13 protein-coding genes are annotated in these 21,549 nt (G+C 30.2%); 10 read left to right on the top strand and 3 right to left on the bottom strand.

Annotated elements, in window-relative coordinates; translation table 11 throughout:
• Window positions 1-47: 47 nt before the first annotated feature.
• From BUB70_RS00340 to BUB70_RS00380, 9 genes are all read left to right on the top strand, one after another.
• Entirely contained in the window at window positions 48-1,415 is a 1,368-nt protein-coding gene (locus BUB70_RS00340; protein ID WP_073117700.1) for a glycoside hydrolase family 28 protein, read from the top strand.
• Between the two features lie 122 nt (window positions 1,416-1,537).
• Window positions 1,538-3,355 carry a prolyl oligopeptidase family serine peptidase gene (locus tag BUB70_RS00345; RefSeq protein ID WP_073117701.1) on the top strand — a complete coding sequence of 606 codons (1,818 nt, stop codon included), beginning with the start codon at window positions 1,538-1,540 and terminating at the stop codon, window positions 3,353-3,355.
• Window positions 3,356-3,653: 298 nt separating this feature from the next.
• The gene (locus BUB70_RS00350; RefSeq protein WP_073117702.1) at window positions 3,654-4,724 is read left to right on the top strand and encodes a T9SS type A sorting domain-containing protein; all 1,071 of its coding nucleotides are present in this window, start codon (window positions 3,654-3,656) and stop codon (window positions 4,722-4,724) included.
• A gap of 213 nt (window positions 4,725-4,937) precedes the next feature.
• Window positions 4,938-6,017, top strand: coding sequence for a glutamate 5-kinase (gene proB / locus BUB70_RS00355; RefSeq protein WP_073117703.1), 1,080 nt, complete (start codon window positions 4,938-4,940; stop codon window positions 6,015-6,017).
• Window positions 6,018-6,019: 2 nt separating this feature from the next.
• Window positions 6,020-7,270 carry a glutamate-5-semialdehyde dehydrogenase gene (locus BUB70_RS00360; protein WP_073117704.1) on the top strand — a complete coding sequence of 417 codons (1,251 nt, stop codon included), beginning with the start codon at window positions 6,020-6,022 and terminating at the stop codon, window positions 7,268-7,270.
• A gap of 110 nt (window positions 7,271-7,380) precedes the next feature.
• Entirely contained in the window at window positions 7,381-7,962 is a 582-nt protein-coding gene (locus tag BUB70_RS00365) for a Crp/Fnr family transcriptional regulator (protein ID WP_073117705.1), read from the top strand.
• Window positions 7,963-8,192: 230 nt separating this feature from the next.
• Complete coding sequence (locus tag BUB70_RS00370) at window positions 8,193-8,768, top strand: Crp/Fnr family transcriptional regulator (RefSeq protein WP_073117706.1); 576 nt, start codon at window positions 8,193-8,195, stop codon at window positions 8,766-8,768.
• Window positions 8,769-8,864: 96 nt separating this feature from the next.
• Entirely contained in the window at window positions 8,865-10,184 is a 1,320-nt protein-coding gene (der, locus tag BUB70_RS00375; protein ID WP_073117707.1) for a ribosome biogenesis GTPase Der, read from the top strand.
• A gap of 73 nt (window positions 10,185-10,257) precedes the next feature.
• Window positions 10,258-12,642 carry a hypothetical protein gene (locus BUB70_RS00380; protein WP_073117708.1) on the top strand — a complete coding sequence of 795 codons (2,385 nt, stop codon included), beginning with the start codon at window positions 10,258-10,260 and terminating at the stop codon, window positions 12,640-12,642.
• A 3-nt stretch (window positions 12,643-12,645) separates the two neighbouring features.
• On the opposite strand, the gene BUB70_RS00385 is transcribed toward BUB70_RS00380, so the two are convergent.
• Window positions 12,646-13,851 carry a Pycsar system effector family protein gene (locus BUB70_RS00385; RefSeq protein WP_073117709.1) on the bottom strand — a complete coding sequence of 402 codons (1,206 nt, stop codon included), beginning with the start codon at window positions 13,849-13,851 and terminating at the stop codon, window positions 12,646-12,648.
• Between the two features lie 72 nt (window positions 13,852-13,923).
• Here BUB70_RS00385 and BUB70_RS00390 point away from each other — a divergent pair, with 72 nt between their 5' ends.
• A complete protein-coding gene (locus tag BUB70_RS00390; RefSeq protein ID WP_073117710.1) occupies window positions 13,924-17,586 on the top strand; it encodes a metallophosphoesterase in 3,663 nt (1,220 codons plus the stop codon).
• Between the two features lie 223 nt (window positions 17,587-17,809).
• Here BUB70_RS00390 and recJ read toward each other — a convergent pair whose 3' ends face one another.
• A complete protein-coding gene (recJ, locus tag BUB70_RS00395) occupies window positions 17,810-19,528 on the bottom strand; it encodes a single-stranded-DNA-specific exonuclease RecJ (RefSeq protein ID WP_073117711.1) in 1,719 nt (572 codons plus the stop codon).
• Between the two features lie 89 nt (window positions 19,529-19,617).
• Window positions 19,618-21,546 carry a leucine-rich repeat domain-containing protein gene (locus BUB70_RS00400; RefSeq protein WP_073117712.1) on the bottom strand — a complete coding sequence of 643 codons (1,929 nt, stop codon included), beginning with the start codon at window positions 21,544-21,546 and terminating at the stop codon, window positions 19,618-19,620.
• Window positions 21,547-21,549 lie beyond the last annotated feature (3 nt).

Genomic DNA, 21,549 nt, shown 5'->3' on the forward strand with positions numbered 1-21,549 from the left:
TAGATAGTTGTTTTCTTATATACTATATTCATTTAGACATATTAATTATGAAAAAAGTTATCTTACTTATAACTACTATTTCAACTTTATTGTACGCTTGTAATCATAAAAAAGCAGCCATGACTTTTGATGAAATTAAAGTAGAAGCTCCTTTTGAAATGCCTAGCATTCAAATTCCTAATTTCAGCAATTTCAACACCTATTCTATTGTAGATTTCGGAGCAGTTAAGGGCGATAAAGAAAAAAATGCTTTGGCTATTGAAAAAGCCATTAACGAGGCCAATAAAGCTGGAGGAGGAACCGTTGTGATTCCCGAAGGAGAATGGATTACAAAAAAATTACATTTTAAGAGCAATGTTAATTTACACTTAAACAAAAAAGCTGTTCTTTTATTCTCAGAAAAACCTGAAGATTATTTACCCGCAGTACATACTACTTGGGAAGGAATGGAATGCTACAATTACTCTCCTTTAATTTATGCTTATGAATGTGAAAACATTGCCATTACAGGTGAAGGAAAACTTAAAGCCAAAATGGAGGTTTGGAAAAAATGGTTTGCAAGACCTACTCCACATATGAACAGTTTAAAGCACCTATACAATTTGTGTGCTAAAAATAGTTTGGTTGAAGAAAGACAAATGGTAAACGATACCGCAAACTTACGTCCACACTTTATTCAGTTTAACAGATCTAAAAACATATTATTAGAAGGGGTTAGCATTGAAAACAGTCCATTTTGGACCATCCACCCTTATTTATCAAAAGATGTAGTCATCAGAAATATTAATGTTTATGCTCATGGTCACAACAATGATGGGGTTGATCCTGAAATGTCACAAAACATGTTGATTGAAAACTGTGTTTTTGATCAAGGTGATGATGCCATTGCTGTAAAATCTGGACGTAACCAAGATGCTTGGCGTTTAAATACTCCTACCAAAAATTTAGTCCTTAGAAATTTATTAGTGAAAAACGGACATCAATTGTTGGCTATTGGTAGTGAACTTTCTGGTGGTATTGAAAATGTTTTTATGGACAATTGTGAAGTCGTTGATGGTGCCAAATTAGGTCATTTGGTATTTATTAAAACCAACGAACGCAGAGGTGGTTATGTTAAAAACATTCATGTTAGTAATATTAAATGCGGTAAGATTGATCTTGGTGTTTTAGGAATTGAAACTGATGTATTGTATCAATGGAGAGATTTGGTGCCAACTTACGAAAGAAGATTAACTCCTATTAGTGATATCTATCTTGAGAACTTTACAACTAAAGATGTAAAATTTGTAACCAATATTCAAGGACAAAAAGAAGAACCTGTTAAAAACATCAACCTAAAGAACATTAAATGTGAGGTGGTTGAAGGAGAAGAACATATTCAAGAAAATCTTATTGGTTTTAATGAAATAGAGTAAGTCTCATAATAAATCACTATTATTTTTCTATCAAAACTTGTTGATTATATTTATCAAACAGAATTAACACAAATACAAAGTCTTAAAGAATAGTTGAAAATTATTTATAGACATCGAATTTTATGAAAAAAACAATTAAAAATCTTAACAAAGCACTGCTATTTAGTTTAGCATTATGTGCTGGAGTATCAACAAACTCATTTTCACAAGAAAATCAAATTCCTTTATGGGATAAAGTTCCCAACTCTAAAAAAGATAAAGATTATAAAGAAGAACCTAGATTAGACAAAAACGGAAACAGAACAGGAATCAGAAAAGTAACAAACCCAACCATTACTCCTTATTTGGTTGACAATGGTTCTGATGAAAATACAGCTGTGATTATTTGTCCGGGAGGTGGTTATTCTGTGTTATCTTTTTATAAAGAAGGGATTGACATCGCTAAATACTTTAACTCTATTGGTATTTCTGCTTTTGTTTTAAAATACAGATTACCTTCTGATATTATCATGAAGGATAAAAACATTGGTCCTTTGCAAGATGCTCAAGAAGCCATTAGAACAGTAAGAAGAAATGCGAAAGAATGGAACATCAATCCAAACAAAATTGGAGTGATTGGATTTTCTGCTGGAGGACACTTGGCTTCTACCCTTTCTACACATTATAATGATGAGGTATACAAATCAGACAAAACTAGTGCAAGACCAGATTTTTCTATTTTAATCTATCCTGTTATTTCTATGGAAGATGGTATTACTCATAACGGATCTAAGGTTAATTTAATTGGAAAGAAAGCCTCTGTTGATTTGATTGAAAAATACTCTAACGAAAAACAAATCGATGCCAATACACCACCTACATTCTTTGTACACGCTACAGATGACCATGCAGTACCGGTAGAAAATAGCATCAACTACTATTTAAAATTAAAAGAAAATAAAGTAAGTGCAGAAATGCATATTTATGAAAACGGAGGTCACGGATTTGGATTAGGAAGAAAAGGAACTAGTTTAGATTGGTCCAAATCCCTTACAAGTTGGTTAAAGGAGAATAATTTAACTCCCGAAAAACCAGTATATATGTTTTCTTATTTTAAAGGAAATGGACAAGATGGTTTACACTTTGCATATAGCAACGATGGATATACTTTTAAAACCTTAAAAAATGATACTTCTTTTTTAACTCCTGAAGTTGGAAAAGACAAGTTGATGAGAGATCCTTGTATTATTAAAGGAGGAGATGGTTTATATCATATGGTTTGGACAGTTAGCTGGACAGACAAAGGCATTGGATATGCAAACTCTAAAGATTTAGTTCACTGGTCTAAGCAACAATTTATTCCAGTCATGGAGCATGAAAAAGACACAAGAAACACTTGGGCTCCAGAAATTACTTATGATGATTCGACTAAAGAATATATGATTTACTGGGCATCTACCATTATAGGTGCTTTTCCTGAAACTCAAATAAAAGAAGATGCCGGATATAATCATAGAATGTACTATACTACAACCAAAGATTTTAAAGACTTTAGTAAAACTAAATTACTTTATGATCCTGGATTTAATGTAATTGATTCTAGCATTCAAAAGCAAGGTGATCAATTTGTAATGTTCTTAAAAGATGAAACCAAAAAGCCTGTGCAAAAAAATCTTAAAGTTGCTTTTAGCGATAAATTAACAGGGCCTTATACGGAAGCAAGTAAACCTATTACAGGGAAATATTGGGCAGAAGGACCTACTGCTGTAAATATAGAAGGAAATTGGATTGTTTATTTTGATAAATACACAGATCATAAATATGGAGCCATCCGTTCTAATAATTTAAAAGATTGGGAAGACATCTCTGATCAAATAACGTTTCCAAAAGGAACAAGACACGGAACTATTTTTAAAATTTCTCAAAAGGAATTTAAAGAACTTCTAAACCTTATTAAATAAATCAGAAAGTTTTATTAACATACTCAAAACACCTTAGTGATTAAAATCACTAAGGTGTTTTTTTTTACCAAAGCAACTAAAACAACACAACAACAAAAACCACACTAATAACACACAAAAACAAACTATATAACAATAAAGAACAATAAAAACAATAAAAAACACACCAAAACACCATTTTTATCAACAAACACACAACTAAGCAGGATAGAACAGGATTGTATCAACCTTATACAATATTATCTTTACGAAAAACAAGGGTTTACAACACCTATTATTAACTTTAAAATAAAAATAAATGAAACTAAAACTACACAATTTTAAAACTTCAAAATTATTTATGACTGCTGCCTTGGTAGCATTTACTTCTTTTTTCTCTTACGCTCAAACTTGGACAGGAGCAACAAACACTGACTTTCTAGAGGCAACTAACTGGGATGGAGGAGTAATACCAAATGACACTGATGTTATCATCGCTCCGTCATCTAACAATCCCGTAATGAATGCATCTTTAACATCTGCTGGTAATGCAAATGATTACATTTCTCATCTAGTAATTAATCCTGATGGTAACTTGACTATTTCTACAACTTTATTAATTGGTGCTAGTGGAGGTAACTACTTTGGAAGTGGTACCTTAAATGTGGAAGAAGGAGCTGATATTAATATCCGAAACCAAGGTCGTTTTGGAAGTGATGCCGATAATCCTCAGATAGTTAATATTAACGGAGGACTACTGAACACTAAAAACCAAATTATCATTGGAGATAATGGAGATTGTACATTTAATATTAATGGTGGTTTAGTAACATCTACGACTAATGGAATTATTTTAGGTGGTTACAACGGAGTTGGAATTGTTAACATAACAGGAGGTGTAATGCGTTTAAACGGTGGATTAGCAATTGACGACAGAGATGACAGACCAGGAAGTGGATATATAACTATAAGTGGAGATGGTTCTCTAGAACTGGTTGGAGATCAAACTGAAGCTGTAGCTCCATATATTACTGCTGAAAAAATTCGTACTTCAAATGGTACTTTACAAGCAGTATATGATGGTAGAATTGACATGACTGTTATATCAGTTGATCCTGCAACATTATCAACTAACAATGTATCACTTGTAAAAGACATAAAAATTTCTCCAAATCCAACAAATGGTGCTTTTACAGTTAATTTACCCGTAGCTTTACAAAATATTACAACTGAAATCTACAGTATTAATGGAGCTTTCGTTACTAGTCAAAAACATCAAGACAATCAAACTCAATTAAACATTAACATTAGTAATATTGCTACTGGAGTTTATGTTTTAAAAGTACTTTCTAATGAAGGTCCTATGAGTTTTAAATTAATCAAACAATAAGACCACGCTAAGTTTATAAAACTTTAATTAGCAAGTAAAATTAAAACCTTCAACAGATGTTGAAGGTTTTTTTGTTTCTCTTCATCTTTATTTAAATTATTTTATTTATCAAATGAGCACCAATGCTTATCAATAGCGTTTGTACATTCTTTAAAAAATAACGACTTTTGTAATACCATATTTGTTTTTTCATTATTAGAAGCAATAACCACCATGAATGTTATATCTAAGAAGATTTTAATTAAAATAGGTTCCAATGTTCTTACGCTTTCATCAGGTGCTCCTAATAAAGAACGTATTAAACATATTGTGGAACAAGTTGCTACTTTAAAAAAGCAAGGACATCAAGTTATTTTGGTATCCTCTGGAGCTGTTGCTGCAGGTAGATCTCAAGTTACTTTACCTTCATCGTTAGATGCGGTTAGTAAAAGACAAGTATTAGCCTCTGTTGGTCAAATTGCTTTGATGAATTTATATAATAGCTTTTTTAACAGTCATCAATTGGTTTGTTCTCAAGTATTAATTACTAAGGAATCTTTTAGTACAAGAGAGCATTATTTAAACATGACCAATTGTATTGAAGCATTGTTAAAATGTAACATTACTCCTATTATTAACGAAAATGATGTGGTTTCTGTTACTGAATTAATGTTTACAGACAATGATGAATTGTCTGGTTTGGTAGCAAGTATGGTACAAGCAGATGAATTGCTGATTTTAAGTAATGTTGATGGTATTTTTACAGATCATCCTACAAAACCTAATGCAAAACTAATTAGAGATTTTGAGAATGAGGAAATTAATTTAGAAGATGCCATTAGCGAAGAAAAATCAGAATTTGGACGTGGGGGAATGTTAACCAAAGCCAATACCGCTATTAAAATTGCAGCTTTGGGTGTAAATGTATCTATAGGAAATGGTACAGTCCCCGGTATTACTGCCCAGCTCTTAAATAGAGAAACTGGAACGTTTTTTAAAGCTCGTCACGATAAAAACAAATCGGCAGTAAAAAAATGGATCACCAATTCAGGAACTTTTTCTAAAGGAAAAGTAACCATTAACAAAGGAGCTCACGATGCTCTTTTAAGCAGTCAAGCAAACAGTTTGTTGCCAATTGGAATCGAAAAAATTGAAGGTGATTTTAAAAAAGGTGACATCATTACCATTATTAATAGCGAAGGTAATGAAGTAGGTTATGGAAAGGCATCTTATGGTGCAGAGAAAGCCCATGTGTTTCAAAAAAAACACAACCAACCTGCGTTAGTGCACTATAATTACTTAACAATAAAGTAAGAATGGAATTTAAATTAGAACAAACATTTCAAAATGCTAGAAACGCAAGTAGAACATTAATTGAAATACCATCAGAAGAAATTAACAACATATTGATAGAAATTGCAGACAAAGCAGTTGCAAACACTGATGTTATTTTAAAAGCAAATCAAAAAGATTTAGATCGTATGGATAAAAACGATCCAAAGTACGATCGTTTATTATTAGATGCTGATAGAATTACTGGAATTGCAGGAGATATTAAAAATGTAGCTCGCTTAGAAAGCCCTATCGGGAAATTGATTGAAAATAAAGTTCTAGACAATGGTTTAGACATTTCTAGAATTAAAGTACCAATTGGAGTTATTGGGGTTATCTATGAGGCCAGACCAAACGTATCTTTTGATGTATTTGCTATTTGTTTTAAAACTCAAAATGCATGTATCTTAAAAGGTGGTAGTGATGCTGAATTTTCTAACATTGCTATTGTAAATATTATTAAAGAAGTCTTAAAAAATCACAATATCAATACAGATGTTGTAACACTTTTACCTGCAGACAGAAGTGCTACTACAGAAATGTTAAATGCAGTTAAATATGTAGATGTTATTATTCCAAGAGGTAGTCAAGGATTAATTAACTATGTACGTGAAAATGCAAAAGTTCCTGTGATTGAAACTGGAGCTGGTATAGTACATATCTATTTTGATAAAGATGGAGATATTGAAAAAGGAACAGCTATTATAGCCAATTCTAAAACAAGAAGAGTTAGTGTTTGTAATGCCTTAGACTGTTTATTAATTCACGAATCTCAATTAGCTAATCTAAATAAGTTATCTACCGAGCTGGCAAGCAAAGGAACTATAATTTATGCTGATGAGAAATCTTTTGCAGAATTAACAGACTATCCAAAAGATTTATTAAACAAAGCCGAAGAAGCTCATTTTGGAACTGAATTTTTAGCCAATACGATGTCTATTAAAACAGTAGCTAATATAGATGAAGCCTTAAATCATATTGCTAAATATAGTTCTAAACATAGTGAGTCTATTATTTCTGAAAATGCAGAAACCATTGCAAAATACTTAAATGTGGTAGATGCTGCTGCCGTATACGCAAACGCATCAACAGCCTTTACTGATGGAGCTCAGTTTGGTTTAGGGGCAGAAATTGGTATTAGTACTCAAAAGCTACATGCTAGAGGGCCTATGGGATTAGATGAAATTACTTCATATAAATGGGTCATCAAAGGAAATGGACAAATCAGGTCTTAACTTCCTGTTTTAATATAATTTTTTATACAAGCATAAAAATCTGTATATTTGAATAGTTACCTTCTAGTATTGAAGGTAACTATTCTTTTTTTACTAAAACTGAACTTAAAATGCCTAACAGAATTGTAGATTTTTTATCGAGAACCCAGACAATACCTACTACAGAGGCTGAAATACTAACAAGTTTGGTAAAACCTATGACACTTATTAAAGGTGAATATTTAAATTTTGAAGATAAAATCCCAAAACATGGAGCTTTTATTATATCGGGGATCTTAAGAGAGTTTTATACTGATGCAAAAGGAGTAGACTACATTAGAAGGTTTGCCTATGAAAATTGGTGGATGGTTGATTTGTATGAGTTATTACAAAACAAACCTGCTCTTTGTAGTGTACAAGCCTTAGAAAAAACTGAGTTACTTACTTTTACCAAAGAAGATTGCTGGGTCTTAATGGAAAAATGCCCTGTTGCTTCTAAAGTATTAGAAGAAATTTCAGCTGCAGAAAAATACTCACTTGCTAAAAAAGAAAAACAAAAAAGAAGCTTATCGGCACAAGAAAACTACGAATATCTTTTAAAACTTCATCCTAGTATAGATAAAAGAATTCCATTGTTTCACATTGCTTCTTATTTAAATATCAAACCAGAATCGCTAAGTAGAATAAGAAAACAAATGAGTCTAACAAAATAACCCCTTATATACTTCATTATCTTTTATTTAAAAATATATAAATCATAAAATTTTAATATTTATTATATTATTATTTTTTAATGTAATTTTGCTGACCTATTAAAGAAAATTAACAAAGTTGTAAAACGGAATTATTGTTGTATTAATATATAAATATCTGCTAATATTTATATAATATCTATGCTATGTAAGATATTACGATTATAAAACCACCCTAAATCATTTGAGTAATGCTTTATGAAATAAAAGAATACTATAAAAAAAGAGGCGTTATTATCCCTGAAAATGAATTTAACATCATTTCTGAACTGCTTCAAAGTAAATCTTTAAAGAAAAAAGAATTTTTCTACAAAGCTGGAGACACTAACACTTCAGTGGCTTATATCCAAAAAGGATCTGTAAGAGTATTTATTACTGACAAGCAAAAAAAAGAATACAATCGTTTTTTTGCTTTTGAGGATTGGTGGATTGGAGAATATCATCAAGTGATGAACAGTCTACCTTCTAAAACAAGTATACAAGCTCTTGAGAAAACAGAAATGATTGAAATTACAAAGAATGCTTTTGATATTATTCTAGAAAAATGTCCAATATTTACAAGAGCAACTTTTAACTTTTATTTAAAAAGTTATGCCAATCTTTTAGAAAAAGAAGAGATTAAAAAAACCTTGACTATTGAAGACTTGTATCTAGACTTGCTAAAAAATAAACCTGAAGTTTTAAAGAGAGTTCCTCTTTATCATATTGCAAGTTATCTAGGAGTTAAACCAGAATCTCTAAGTAGGGTTAAAAAGAAATTTCAATAAACATAATAGGCTATAAAATTTAATTTTATCGTTTCATTATTTGCTTTGATTTTATAACCATTCATTTTACGTATCTTTGCACAAAATTTACATTTCATGAATAGTATTGTAGCAATTGTAGGGAGACCAAATGTAGGGAAATCTACATTATTTAATAGACTAATTCAACGTAGAGAAGCTATTGTTGATGACGTTAGTGGTGTTACTAGAGACAGACACTATGGTAAAAGTGATTGGAATGGAAAAGAATTTTCTTTAATTGATACAGGAGGATATGTTGAAGGATCTGACGATATTTTTGAAGAAGAAATTAGAAAACAAGTTATTTTAGCACTTGATGAGTGTGACATTATTGTTTTTGTGGTAGATGTTACTGCAGGAATTACTCCTTTAGATGAGACTGTTGCTATTCTTTTAAGAAAAACAAAAAAACCTGTTTTTGTAGCTATCAACAAAGTTGATAACGCTATGAGAGAATCTGATGCATATGAATTCTACAATCTAGGTTTAGGTGATTTTTATACCATTTCATCAATCAATGGAGGTGGTACAGGAGAATTATTAGATGCTTTGGTAAAAGAAATGCCTGAAAAGGAAGAAGAAGATACTGATATTAATCCAGGCGATGAATTACCAAGATTTGCTGTAGTAGGAAGACCAAATGCAGGAAAATCTTCTTTTATCAATGCCTTAATTGGAAAAGACCGAAATATTGTAACCGATATTGCTGGAACTACAAGAGATACTATTGATACAGTTTACAATAAATTTGGTTTTGATTTTAAACTTGTAGATACCGCTGGAATTAGAAAAAAATCAAAAGTTAAAGAAGATATTGAGTTTTACTCGGTAATGAGGGCGGTAAGAGCTATTGAATATTGTGATGTTGCCATATTAATGATAGATGCTACCCGTGGGTTTGAAGGACAAGATCAAAACATATTTTGGCTGGCTCAAAAAAACCGTAAAGGAATTGTGATATTGGTTAACAAATGGGATTTGTTAGATAAAGAAACAAATACCATGAAAAAGTGTGAGGAAATGATTCGTAAAGAAATTGCTCCTTTTACTGATGTACCAATTGTTTTTACTTCTACCATTACAAAACAACGTTTGTTAAAAGCTTTAGAAACAGCTGTAGAAGTACACAAAAGCAGAAGCAATAAAATTGCTACTAGTAAGTTAAACGAAACCATGTTGGAGGTTATTCAAAGTTATCCGCCACCAGCAGTAAAAGGAAAATATATTAAAATAAAGTATTGCATGCAGTTGCCAACTCCAACTCCTCAATTTGCTTTTTTTGCTAACTTACCTCAATATATTAGAGATCCTTACAAACGTTTTCTTGAGAATAAAATGAGAGAAATTTACGATTTTAAAGGAGTTCCAATCACCATTTATTTTAGACAAAAATAACCTGTTATTACTAATTATATTTTACGACCTATATTTTGTAATTTCATTATGAAATACATTAACAAGGTTATATATGTATATTTTAAAAAGTCCAGTAGTCAATAAAGAATTACCTATCAAAGTTCACGTTAGCTTTGATAGTATATTTGAGTACTTGGAAAATCAGGCAAACAACTCTGAAAGTATTTTTCATGAATCTGCTATTAAATTACTTAAAGAAGTTAATCAATACCCTGAGCTTAAAGAAGGATTTACAGATTTATCTTTATTAAAAACATATAAGCATCAAATTAAAAGATTATTATCTGTTTTATTTCCTGACCTTTTACAAAGCAACGAAATAAAAGCAGCCTCAATTCCTTTTGACATGACAGCTTTTATGCTTTCTAAAAGATTTAGAAGTATTATAGACAATGCTGGAGATGATTTTAAATACGAAATAAGAAACTTTGACACTAAAAACATGTACATACTTACTTGTGTGTATATTTTAAGTTTTTACTACAACGAAAAAATAGATTTTAAAAGACCTTTTTTCTACGATATCCCTGATGTAAAAAATAATACCATCAAAAGTTACAGAGCTTTGTACAATGCTGATTTTGCAAAAATTATAAAAACAGACAATGCTCCAGAATTAACCAAAGATGACATCAAACTCCTATTAAGAAACTTTGACAATATTGATATTTGGAAAGAAAAAATCCCACCAAGTTCTTATATATTTAAAGGTTTTGGAATCATGAACCTTTTTGATGTTACGCAAGATGAAACCATTTCTAACATCAAAAATACCGTTATAAAAAGAGACCTCAATACGCTTGTTAATCTTGAAAAAAACTTACAAGATTTATTTAACGTTCCTGATTTAAAAATGGGAATTTCTATTTATAATAAAAACGAAGGAAACAGATCTGTTAACTTTATAAAAACAAAAATTGATCATAGTATAATTGCCAACGAAAATTGTTGCGATGTTAAAGATTATTTTTGTCATAATATTAAAAATCGTGTTTTTAACGACTATTTAATCACCAGTATTGCAGATGTTGAGGAATATAAAAAGAATTCAAACGAAGATCATTTCTATAAGTCTATCAACTCTAAAAACATCCAAAGCATCATACTTGTTCCCATACTACTTGACAACGATTATATTGCCGTATTAGAATTGGCTTCTCCTAAAAGCTATGCCTTAAACTCAGTAAATGCCAACAAACTAAAAGATATTTTACCTGTATTAAATATTAGTCTACAAAAGGCTATTGATGAACGTCAAAATTTATTAGAATCTGTTATTCAAGAAAACTATACCACCATTCATTCTAGTGTCAAATGGAAGTTTTACAATGCTGCTGATGAATATTTACTAAACAACAGCCAAAACAACAGTACTAAACTAAAAAACATCACCTTTAAAAAGGTATATCCATTATATGGACAATGTGATGTAAAAGACTCTTCAGCCGCCAGAAACAAAGCCATTCAAGATGATTTAACTTCTCAATTAAAAGACACAATTTCTTTGTTTGAAAAAATTCATCAAGAAGAAAAACTTTTGGTTTATGATGAGATTATTTATCGTTTGCGAAAAACGTTAAAATCTATTAAAAACGGTATTAAAACCTCCGATGAATTATTAATTACCGATTTTTTTAAGAATGATATTTACCCTGTATTAAATCATTTAAAAGAACATCATGCATTTATTAAAAATGATATTATTGACTACGAAAGTAAAATTGATCATACTTTAAAAATTGTATATAAAAAACGTAAAGCTTATGAGGATTTTATATCTAGCTTAAATAGTAGTTTGGCTAAACACTTAGACCATGCGCAAAAAGAAGCACAAGAATTTTACCCACATTATTACGAGCGTTTTAAAACCGATGGTTTAGACTACAACATGTATATTGGGGAAAGTATTAGCAATACAAAAGAATTTCATCCTATATACATTAAAAACATTAAACTTTGGCAGTTAATCCAACAATGTGAACTTGAAAAAATTGCAAAACAAATTGACAGTAATCATAAAGATATTAGTCTACAAGTCACTTCTTTAATTTTAGTTCATTCTCAACATCTAGACATTAAATTTAGAATGGATGAGAAAAAGTTTGATGTAGATGGAGCTTATAACATGCGCTACGAAATCATCAAAAAAAGAATTGATAAATCTTATTTAAAAGGAACCAAAGAAAGATTAACCCAAACAGGAAAATTAGCCATTGTTTATACCCATGAACATGACTTAGAGGAGTATTTAAAATATATTGAATACTTAACCAAACAAGATTATTTTACAAAAGACATCGAACTAGTAGACATAGAAGACCTACAAGGTGTTTCTGGTTTAAAAGCCATTAGAGTAGGAATTAATTACAACCGTATAAATAATGATTTATTGTCTTTTGAAAAATTATTAAAAGCAACTGAGTTGATTACAAGGTAATATTTAAATTCCTAAACTATAAAAAGCAAGTCCAAAAGATATCACAGAAAGAATAATTCCTGTCATGAAAATAGTATAAGTTATTCTTAGTAGCTTATACTTTCTTGCCAATACAACTCCTAAAAAGTATAAGTCTTTATTTAAAGATTTATACAAATATTCTCTATCATCAATCAAAGCAAACATACTATCATCAAATGTTTGTAAAGGCATTTTATGAAAATTTCCAAAAAATAATAAATTCACTTTTTTATTATCTACATCCTCTTGCGTAAAAGTCCCAGAAGTAACCTTTGGGCGGGTAGATAAAATGGCAAATATGATTGAAATAACCGCTGTTAAAAGAAATATAATGGTTGGTGTAATTAAGTAATGATTGTCGGCTTTATCTAACTTTGGAAACAAACTAGACAATGCTAAAGATAAAATAATAGCATTTACACTTAATAAAATATTTGCTTTAGAATCTGCAATAGCACTTAATTTTATATGGTTACGTAATGTAACTCTATACATGGTTTCTACAGTCTTATCTGCCTTTTTATCAAATGTACTTTTAGTACTCTTAGATTTATTCTTTTCTCTTTTTAGCAATGCATCATCTTCTTTTTGAATGGCATTTTTTAATTTTTTTTCATTGGATGCCAAATTAGATGATTTTAAAGCACTCCAATGTCTAAATGCAAAATCTGTATAAAACTTATGTGCTTTTAAAAATTCAGAATTACACTGAAACCATTCTACATCTGTTAAAGTTTTTCCTTCTAATAACTCCCACTCTGCTCTTAATAATTTGCTATCAGATTCAAAAGAAGAAGTTGCTACGTGAAACAAATCTGCATCACAAATAATTTCTTCTATTTTATTCGTAGGATTTTGAGGCATTTTTGTAGCTCTAATACAATTAACCACTACCTCTATTTTATTTTCATCATAATGATGATCTTTTAAAAAACTAATGACCTCTTTTACGCTTCTTTCTTCATGTCCATCTCCTCCTTTTGTATATCCAATATCATGAAACCAAGCTGCCAACAACAAACTTTCTTTATCTTCTTCAGAAATTTTTTCTTCTTTGGCCAAAGTTTTAGCAGCATCAACCACATCTTGTGTATGCGTTATGCTATGATAAATAGTACCTGAAGGTAAATTATGTTTTAAATAACTAACAACATATAATTCTGCAGACTCTACTATGGAAGATTTCATATCTTTATATTGAGGTTCAACCAAATTTATTAAAATAAGTTTACTTTTAGTTTATCATTACATCAAATAAAAATGAATTTAATTTCCCTTAAAAATTCACTTCTATTCATTTCTATGTTATTAGTAATGAGTTGTGCTACCTACAAAAAACAAATTTCAGAACAATTTAAAAACTGGAATGTAAACAAAAATACATCTAAAGAAATTAGTAACATTTACTTAATTGGTGATGCTGGTGACCTTGCAACAGGAAATAAAACACTAGAAAGTTTAAAAAAAGAACTTTTAAATCAAAGTGAGAACAGTACTGTTATTTTTTTGGGTGATAATGTATATCCTAAAGGGATTTCTCCCAAAAAAGGAAAAAAACAAAAAGATGGGATTTCTAAACTAAACGCTCAGTTAGATATTCTAAAAAACTACAAGGGAAAAACTTTATTCATTCCAGGAAATCACGATTGGTATTACGGACTTGATGGTTTAAAAAAACAAGAAAAATTAGTAGAAGATGCCTTGGGAAAAAATACTTTTTTACCAGAAAATGGTTGTCCACTAGAGGTGGTACATTTAAATAAAGAGGTAGATGTTATTGTAGTAGATTCTCAATGGTATATCACAGATTGGGATCAGCATCCGGAAATGAATGACAAATGTGATGAAATTAAAACCCGTGAAAAGTTTTTTGTTGAGTTAGAAGGATTGATAAACAAAAGTCAACAAAAAATAACACTTCTTGCTATTCATCACCCTATGATTAGTAAAGGAACTCATGGCGGTGAAAATTCTTTTAAACAGCATATCTTCCCGCTCCCTATAAACATTCCTTTACCTGGACTGGGAACTCTTTTTCAAGCCATTAGAAAAACTAGTGGCTTAAGCCCTCAAGATTTAAATGCTCATAGATATCTTCAACTAACCGAAAGAATTACCACCCTAGCCAAAGAACATCCACATCTTATTTTTGTTTCTGGACACGATCATAATTTACAATATCTGTACAAAGATGGAATTCCACAAATTATTAGTGGTGCAGGCTCTAAAACCTCCCCCACTTATTTGGGAAAAGAAAAAGGATTTACTTATGGTAAAAATGGTTATGCAAAACTAAGCATCTACCCAAATAAAGAAGTTAGTGTAGCATTTAAAAATAATATCAAGACAATATTCGAAACGACTGTTTTTAAAGCAGAACAAGAAAAAAGAGAAACAGTATACAATCATTTAAATATTCCTCCTTTTGTTAATGCTGCTATTTATCCAAAAAACTTAACAGATAAGAATAAAGTTTTTAAAGCCATTTGGGGACATCATTACAGAAACGAATATAGCATTCCTGTAAAAGCAAAAACTGTTTTGTTAGATACTTTATATGGTGGTTTAACTGTAGTTAAAAAAGGCGGTGGACATCAATCTAAATCTTTGCGTTTGGTAAATCCTGATGGAAAACAATACGTAATGCGTGCTTTAAAAAAGAGTGCTGTTCGTTTTTTACAAACTGTTGCTTTTAAAAATGATTATGTTACCAATCAACTAAAAAACACCTATACCGAAAATATTTTATTCGATTTTTATACTTCTGCACATCCATACACGCCTTTTATTATTGGTGATTTATCCGATCCTATAAACGTTTACCACACCAATCCTAAATTATTTTATATACCCAAACAAAACGCTTTAATCCCTTATGACAATGAATTTGGGGATGCTTTATATATGATTGAAGAAAGACCTGAAGAAGATCAAAAAAAAATAGCTTCTTTTGGTTTTCCTGATGATATTATTAGTACTGATGATTTATTTGAAGAACTTAGAGATGATAAAAACAACAAATTAGACGAGAAAAATTACGTAACCGCTCGTTTATTTGATATGATTTTAGGAGACTGGGACAGACATACCGACCAATGGAGATGGGCAGTATTTAAAGATGGTAAACACAAAACTTTTAGACCTATTCCTAGAGATAGAGATCAGGCATTTTCTAATTATGATGGTCCTTTGTTAACTACTTTAACCACACTTGTTGACCCTATTAAATTGATGCAAACGTACGATAAAGACATCCGAAACTTATTTAAGTTTAACGATGAACCTTACCCTATTGACGTTTCTCTATTACAAGAAAGCAATTACAAAATTTGGGAAGAACAAGCCAATTATATCAAACAAAATTTGACTGATGAAGTTATTAACAAAGCTTTTGATCAGTTACCTGATGCCGTTAAAAACAATAATATTGAAAGAATAGAAGAGGTTTTAAAATACCGAAGAGATCATGTGATAGAAACTGCTAAAAATTATCGTAAAATTTTAGAAAAATTTGCCATTGTAAAAGGAAGTGATAAAGATGATTGGTTTGAAGTTACAGCAGATAAAAAATTAACTACAATCCTTGTTTTTAACATTAAAGATGGTAAAAAAGAAGACTTACATTTTACCAAAGAATTTAATAACAACAACACCAAAGAAATTTGGATATATGGTTTAGATGATAACGATTATTACGAAGTAAAAAACATTAGTAAAAAAAGTCCTAAAATACGTTTGATTGGTGGACAAAATCATGATACTTATGAGATTGATAATGCTAAAAACATTAGAGTTCACGATTTTAAAACCAAGAAAAATACTTTTAAAGGCCGTTTTAAAAAACATCTAAGCAATCAATACGATAAAAATATTTATGAGTACCGAAAAGTAAAGGACAATACCTTAACAGTATTGCCTCTTGTAGCATACAACCCTGATGATGGAATTAATTTTGGCCCTAGTATTACCTTTACTAATTATGGTTTTAACAGGCAACCTTTTACCAATCAACACCATGTAAGTCTTAAATATTTTAGTGCTACAGTTGGTTTTGATTTTGCTCATAAAAGCGAATTTGCTACTTACTACAATCATTGGAATCTGTTTGTAAATACAAGATTAACAAGTTCTAATTTTAGTAATAACTTTTTTGGATTTGGAAACAACACCATGAATAATGATCATGCTTTGGGTTTAGATTACAACCGAGTAAAATCTGAAATAAAAAGTATTGAACCTGGAATTACTTGGAACAATTTAATGGGTGCTAAGTTTAATATCAGTATTCCTTTAACTATTTATGAACTTGAAGAAACAGAAGGAAGATATATTAATACTTTACCTATTGAGTTTGATGAGCAAAATTTTGCAGGAATTAAAACAAGTCTAAACTTCTCTAATTTTGACAGTACTTCTTTACCCTCTTTAGGTTTCGATTTTAATTTAGATTCTGGTTGGGATTATAACCTTTCTAAAGAATCTTCTTTGGCTTATGTAAAAACAAATTTAGGAATGATGTTCCCCATCTCTTTAAATCACAAATGGGTATTTGCGAGTAAAATTCGTTCTCAATTTAATTTTGGAGAAAATTTTCAATTGTATCAATCTGCATTTATTGGAGGAAACAATGGATTAAGAGGTTTTAGAAATGAACGATTTGCAGGAAAAAGTGCCTTTACCCAAAACTCAAATATTAGATATACTATCAACAAAGTTAAAACTCCTATTTTACCTGTTACTTACGGCCTAAGTTTAGGCTATGATTATGGTAGGGTTTGGCTGCCTAATGAAGTATCTGACAGATGGCATACTTCATACGGAACCACCTTATGGTTTAGTGCCCCGTTGGCAAAAATAAATTTAAACTTATTTAACAGTAAAGAAGGGTTAAGATTTACTTTTGGAGTTGGAGTAGATTGGTAAATGGTGAGTAGTGAGTAGTGAGTAGTGAGTAGTGAGTAGTGAGTAGTGAGTAGTGAGTAGTGAGTAGTGAGTAGTGAGTAGTGAGTAGTGAGTAGTGAGTAAAATTAGAAAGTCGACTGAACAGCTCAAGCTCTAACCACTTAAACATATTAACAAGATAGCAGTTTTTCAGTCAGCAGCGCTTAATAAAAACATCAACTAAACAGTTAAACACATAAAACAACTACTCTGTGACTCTTACATCTTTTAACATCAATTGTAAGGACGTATAACCATTCCAATTATTTTCTTCTAAAGTAAAGGCTGCTTCAAAAGTTTCCGCATTTACAATATCTTCTAGTTGATTTCCCATTCCAAAACCAATGGCATTATAAGTTTTGTCATCAGCACCATAAATAATATTTAAACGCAAATGTTCTGGCAAATCATTTTCGTTTTCCACTTTACCAATACGTTTTCCATAGCCATTATCTCTTAAACCTGTAGCTTTAAAAACAGGCTTCATATTAGCAGGTCCAAAAGGAGCAAATTGTGATAAAATTCTGTAAAACTTTGGATTTAAATCTATCAAATCAACCTCAGCATCAAGAATAATTTCGGGTGTTTTTTGTTCTTCAGATAAAGTTTCTTTCACCACTTGTTCAAAAGCTCTTTTAAAAGCTGTATAATTTTCAGGTAACAAAGTCAATCCCGCAGCATATTTATGTCCTCCAAACTGTTCTATATGCTCTGAACAAGCCTCTAAAGCATTGTAAACATCAAATCCTTTTACTGATCTTGCCGATGCCGCTAGTTTTTCACCACTTTTTGTAAATACCAAAGTGGGTCTATAGTAATTTTCTATGAGTCTTGAAGCCACAATACCAATAACACCTTTATGCCAAGTTTCACAAAAAACAACACTCGTGCTGTTTTGCTCTTCATTATTTTCTCTAATTTGTTGTATAGCTTCATCTGTTATTTTTTTATCTAATTCTTTTCTATCAGCGTTGTATTGATCAATTTCTCTAGCAAACTTTTTTGCTAAATTCATGTCTTGCTCGGTAAGTAACTCTACTGCATGAATCCCTTGTTTCATTCTACCCGCCGCATTAATTCTTGGAGCAATCATAAAAACAACATCCGTAATGGTCAATTCTGTTTTTTGAATTTGTTCTAAAACAGCTTTGATTCCTGGTCTCGGATTTGAGTTAATCACTTTTAAGCCATGATAAGCTAAAATTCTATTTTCTCCATCCATAGGAACTATATCAGCAGCAATACTTACCGCCAATAAATCTAAATACGGAATCAATTCTTCAAAAGGTTGTTCTTGAACTTGTGCAATGGCTTGAATCACTTTAAATCCAACTCCACAACCGGACAATTCATCAAAAGGATAATGACAATCTGTTTGTTTTGGATCTAAAACCGCTACAGCATCAGGAACGTTAGCTCCTGGCCTGTGGTGATCGCAAATAATAAAATCTATATTTTTTTCTTTGGCATAAGCCACTTTATCAATGGCTTTGATTCCACAGTCTAAGGCAATAATTAAACTGATATTATTATCATCAGCAAAGTCAATTCCTTGAGTAGAAATTCCGTATCCTTCAGCATATCTATCAGGAATATAAGTCACTACATTAGGATGCAAAGTCAATAAATAAGAAGACATTAAAGCAACAGCTGTAGTTCCATCAACATCATAGTCACCAAAAACCATAATAGTTTCATTATTTTCAATGGCATCAAAAATTCTTTGCACAGCAGCTTCCATTCCTTTCATTAAAAAAGGATTGTGTAATTCTGCTAAATTAGGCCTAAAAAAACTCTTAGCTTTTTCAAAAGTATCAACACCACGTTGTACCAATAAGGTTGCTAAAACTTTATCAATCCCTAAAGAGTTTGATAAACTAAGAACCGTTTCTTGATTTGGTTTTGGTTTTGATATCCAACGCATTTTTTAAATTATGAAAATAAAAACAAACTTAAAAGAAAAATGTGCAATGGAACATCTTAAATAAATAAAAAAATATAGTCTATTAATTTTTATTGAACATACATCTTTTTCACAACCATATTACCTAAACTATCATTAGCAACAACAATATAAATTCCGTTTAAATTATTGTTTAAAACTTGTTGTCCTTTAGTATTATAAATTTTTAAAGAAACATATTCTTGTAAATTGTTGCTTATAGTTCCATGATTAGAAATTAACAGTAAACCTGGTATTTGATTTATTGTTGTATCAATTAAATCTGTTCCATCTGTAATACTTTTAAAACCTATCCAATAAGAATCATTATAGGCATAATAAGAATCTGCTGGTATTGTTAAATCTATATTGTTTTTGTTTGCAAACAAATCATTATATAAAAAAGGCTTTGAACTCTTACAGAATACTTCTGATACAGGATTATTATCAAAAGCAAAATATTCAATACTCTTTACATTTTCTGGTATAATTACTGTTCTTAAAAGATTATTATTAAATGCAGAAACACCAATGGTTTTTAATCCATTACCAATTATTAAATTTTTTATTTTATTACCATAAAAAGCAAGATTAGATATGGTGATTACATTATCTGGAATGGTAACATTTGTTATTTTGTTACTATGAAAAGCATAAGAACCTATTTTTTGAACAGAACTACCAATTGTAAGTGTTCTAATACTATTATCATAAAAAGCTGCATTACCAATAATTTTAACATCGTTAGGAATTAAGACATTTGTTAAAACATTTTCAGAAAATGCCTCATTTCCTATGTAATTTACTTTAGAAGATAGATTAACACTAATTAATTGATTGTCTTTAAAAGCATAAGAATCTATTGTATAAACATTATCAGGAATAGTTATAGTAAGTAAATTATTATGTGAAAAAGAATCGTATCCTATTCTTGTTAAATTATTTGGTAAAATTACACTAGATAAATTTTTGTTCTTAAACACTAAATCACCTATTTCAGTAATCTTATAAGTAGATCCTTCATGAACTACTTCACTTGGAAGAACTAGATCTATACTACTTCCATAATAATTTTCTATTTCAACATGTCGTAGCCCTAAATTTATAATAGAGTACTCTATTTCATCAATAATAAATGTTTCTAACTCTAATGTTTCTCCATTTACACTACCAAAATCTACCCAACCAGCATTGGCATAAACCTCTGAGGTATTCTCTGGAATAGTTAAACTAATATTAAAATTATTATCAAATGCACTTAAAGGTAAATTGGCAGGGGTTGTACTTAATGAAGTTACATTTACAACAGGATTGTATAAAAAAGCTCCTTCTTCAATATTTGTTACACCAGAACCAATTGTTATATTTTCTATAGAGTTACTTGAAAAGGCATTCTTTTTTATAGTTGTAACTTTGTTTGGAATAACAATTTCACTTATAGAGTTATTATTAAAAGCAGATTCTCCTATATTTTCTAGATTAGCTCCTAACACAACGGTTTCCAATAAATTACTAACAAAAGCATATTTCCCAAGAGATATAACATTATCTGGTATATCTATATTTGTAATAACATTGTTTGCAAAAGCCGAATCTCCGATAAAGGTTATACTATTCGGAAGGCTTATACTAGTTAAAGAGTTATTAGAAAAAGCATCCGAACCTATAGTAAGAACGCCATTTGAAATAAACACTGACGTTAATTGATTACTTGAAAACGCTCCAGATTCTATAGTAACAATAGAGCTTGGAATACTAGCACTAGTTAATCCCTTTTGATAAAATGCACCATTTTTAATTTTTACAACTTGGTAAGTAATATTATTACTCTCTGCAGTATTAGGAATCTCAATATTTGTGTCACTTCCCAAATAAGTAATGATTTCAACTTCATTTGTACTTATAACATTGTATTGAATATTGTTTACGGTAAATATTTGAGCACTTAATAAATAACTATTAAGTAATATACTCAATACTAAAAGTAGTTTCTTTTTCATAAT

Source organism: Wenyingzhuangia marina (assembly GCF_900130035.1).
Lineage (GTDB): Bacteria > Bacteroidota > Bacteroidia > Flavobacteriales > Flavobacteriaceae > Wenyingzhuangia > Wenyingzhuangia marina.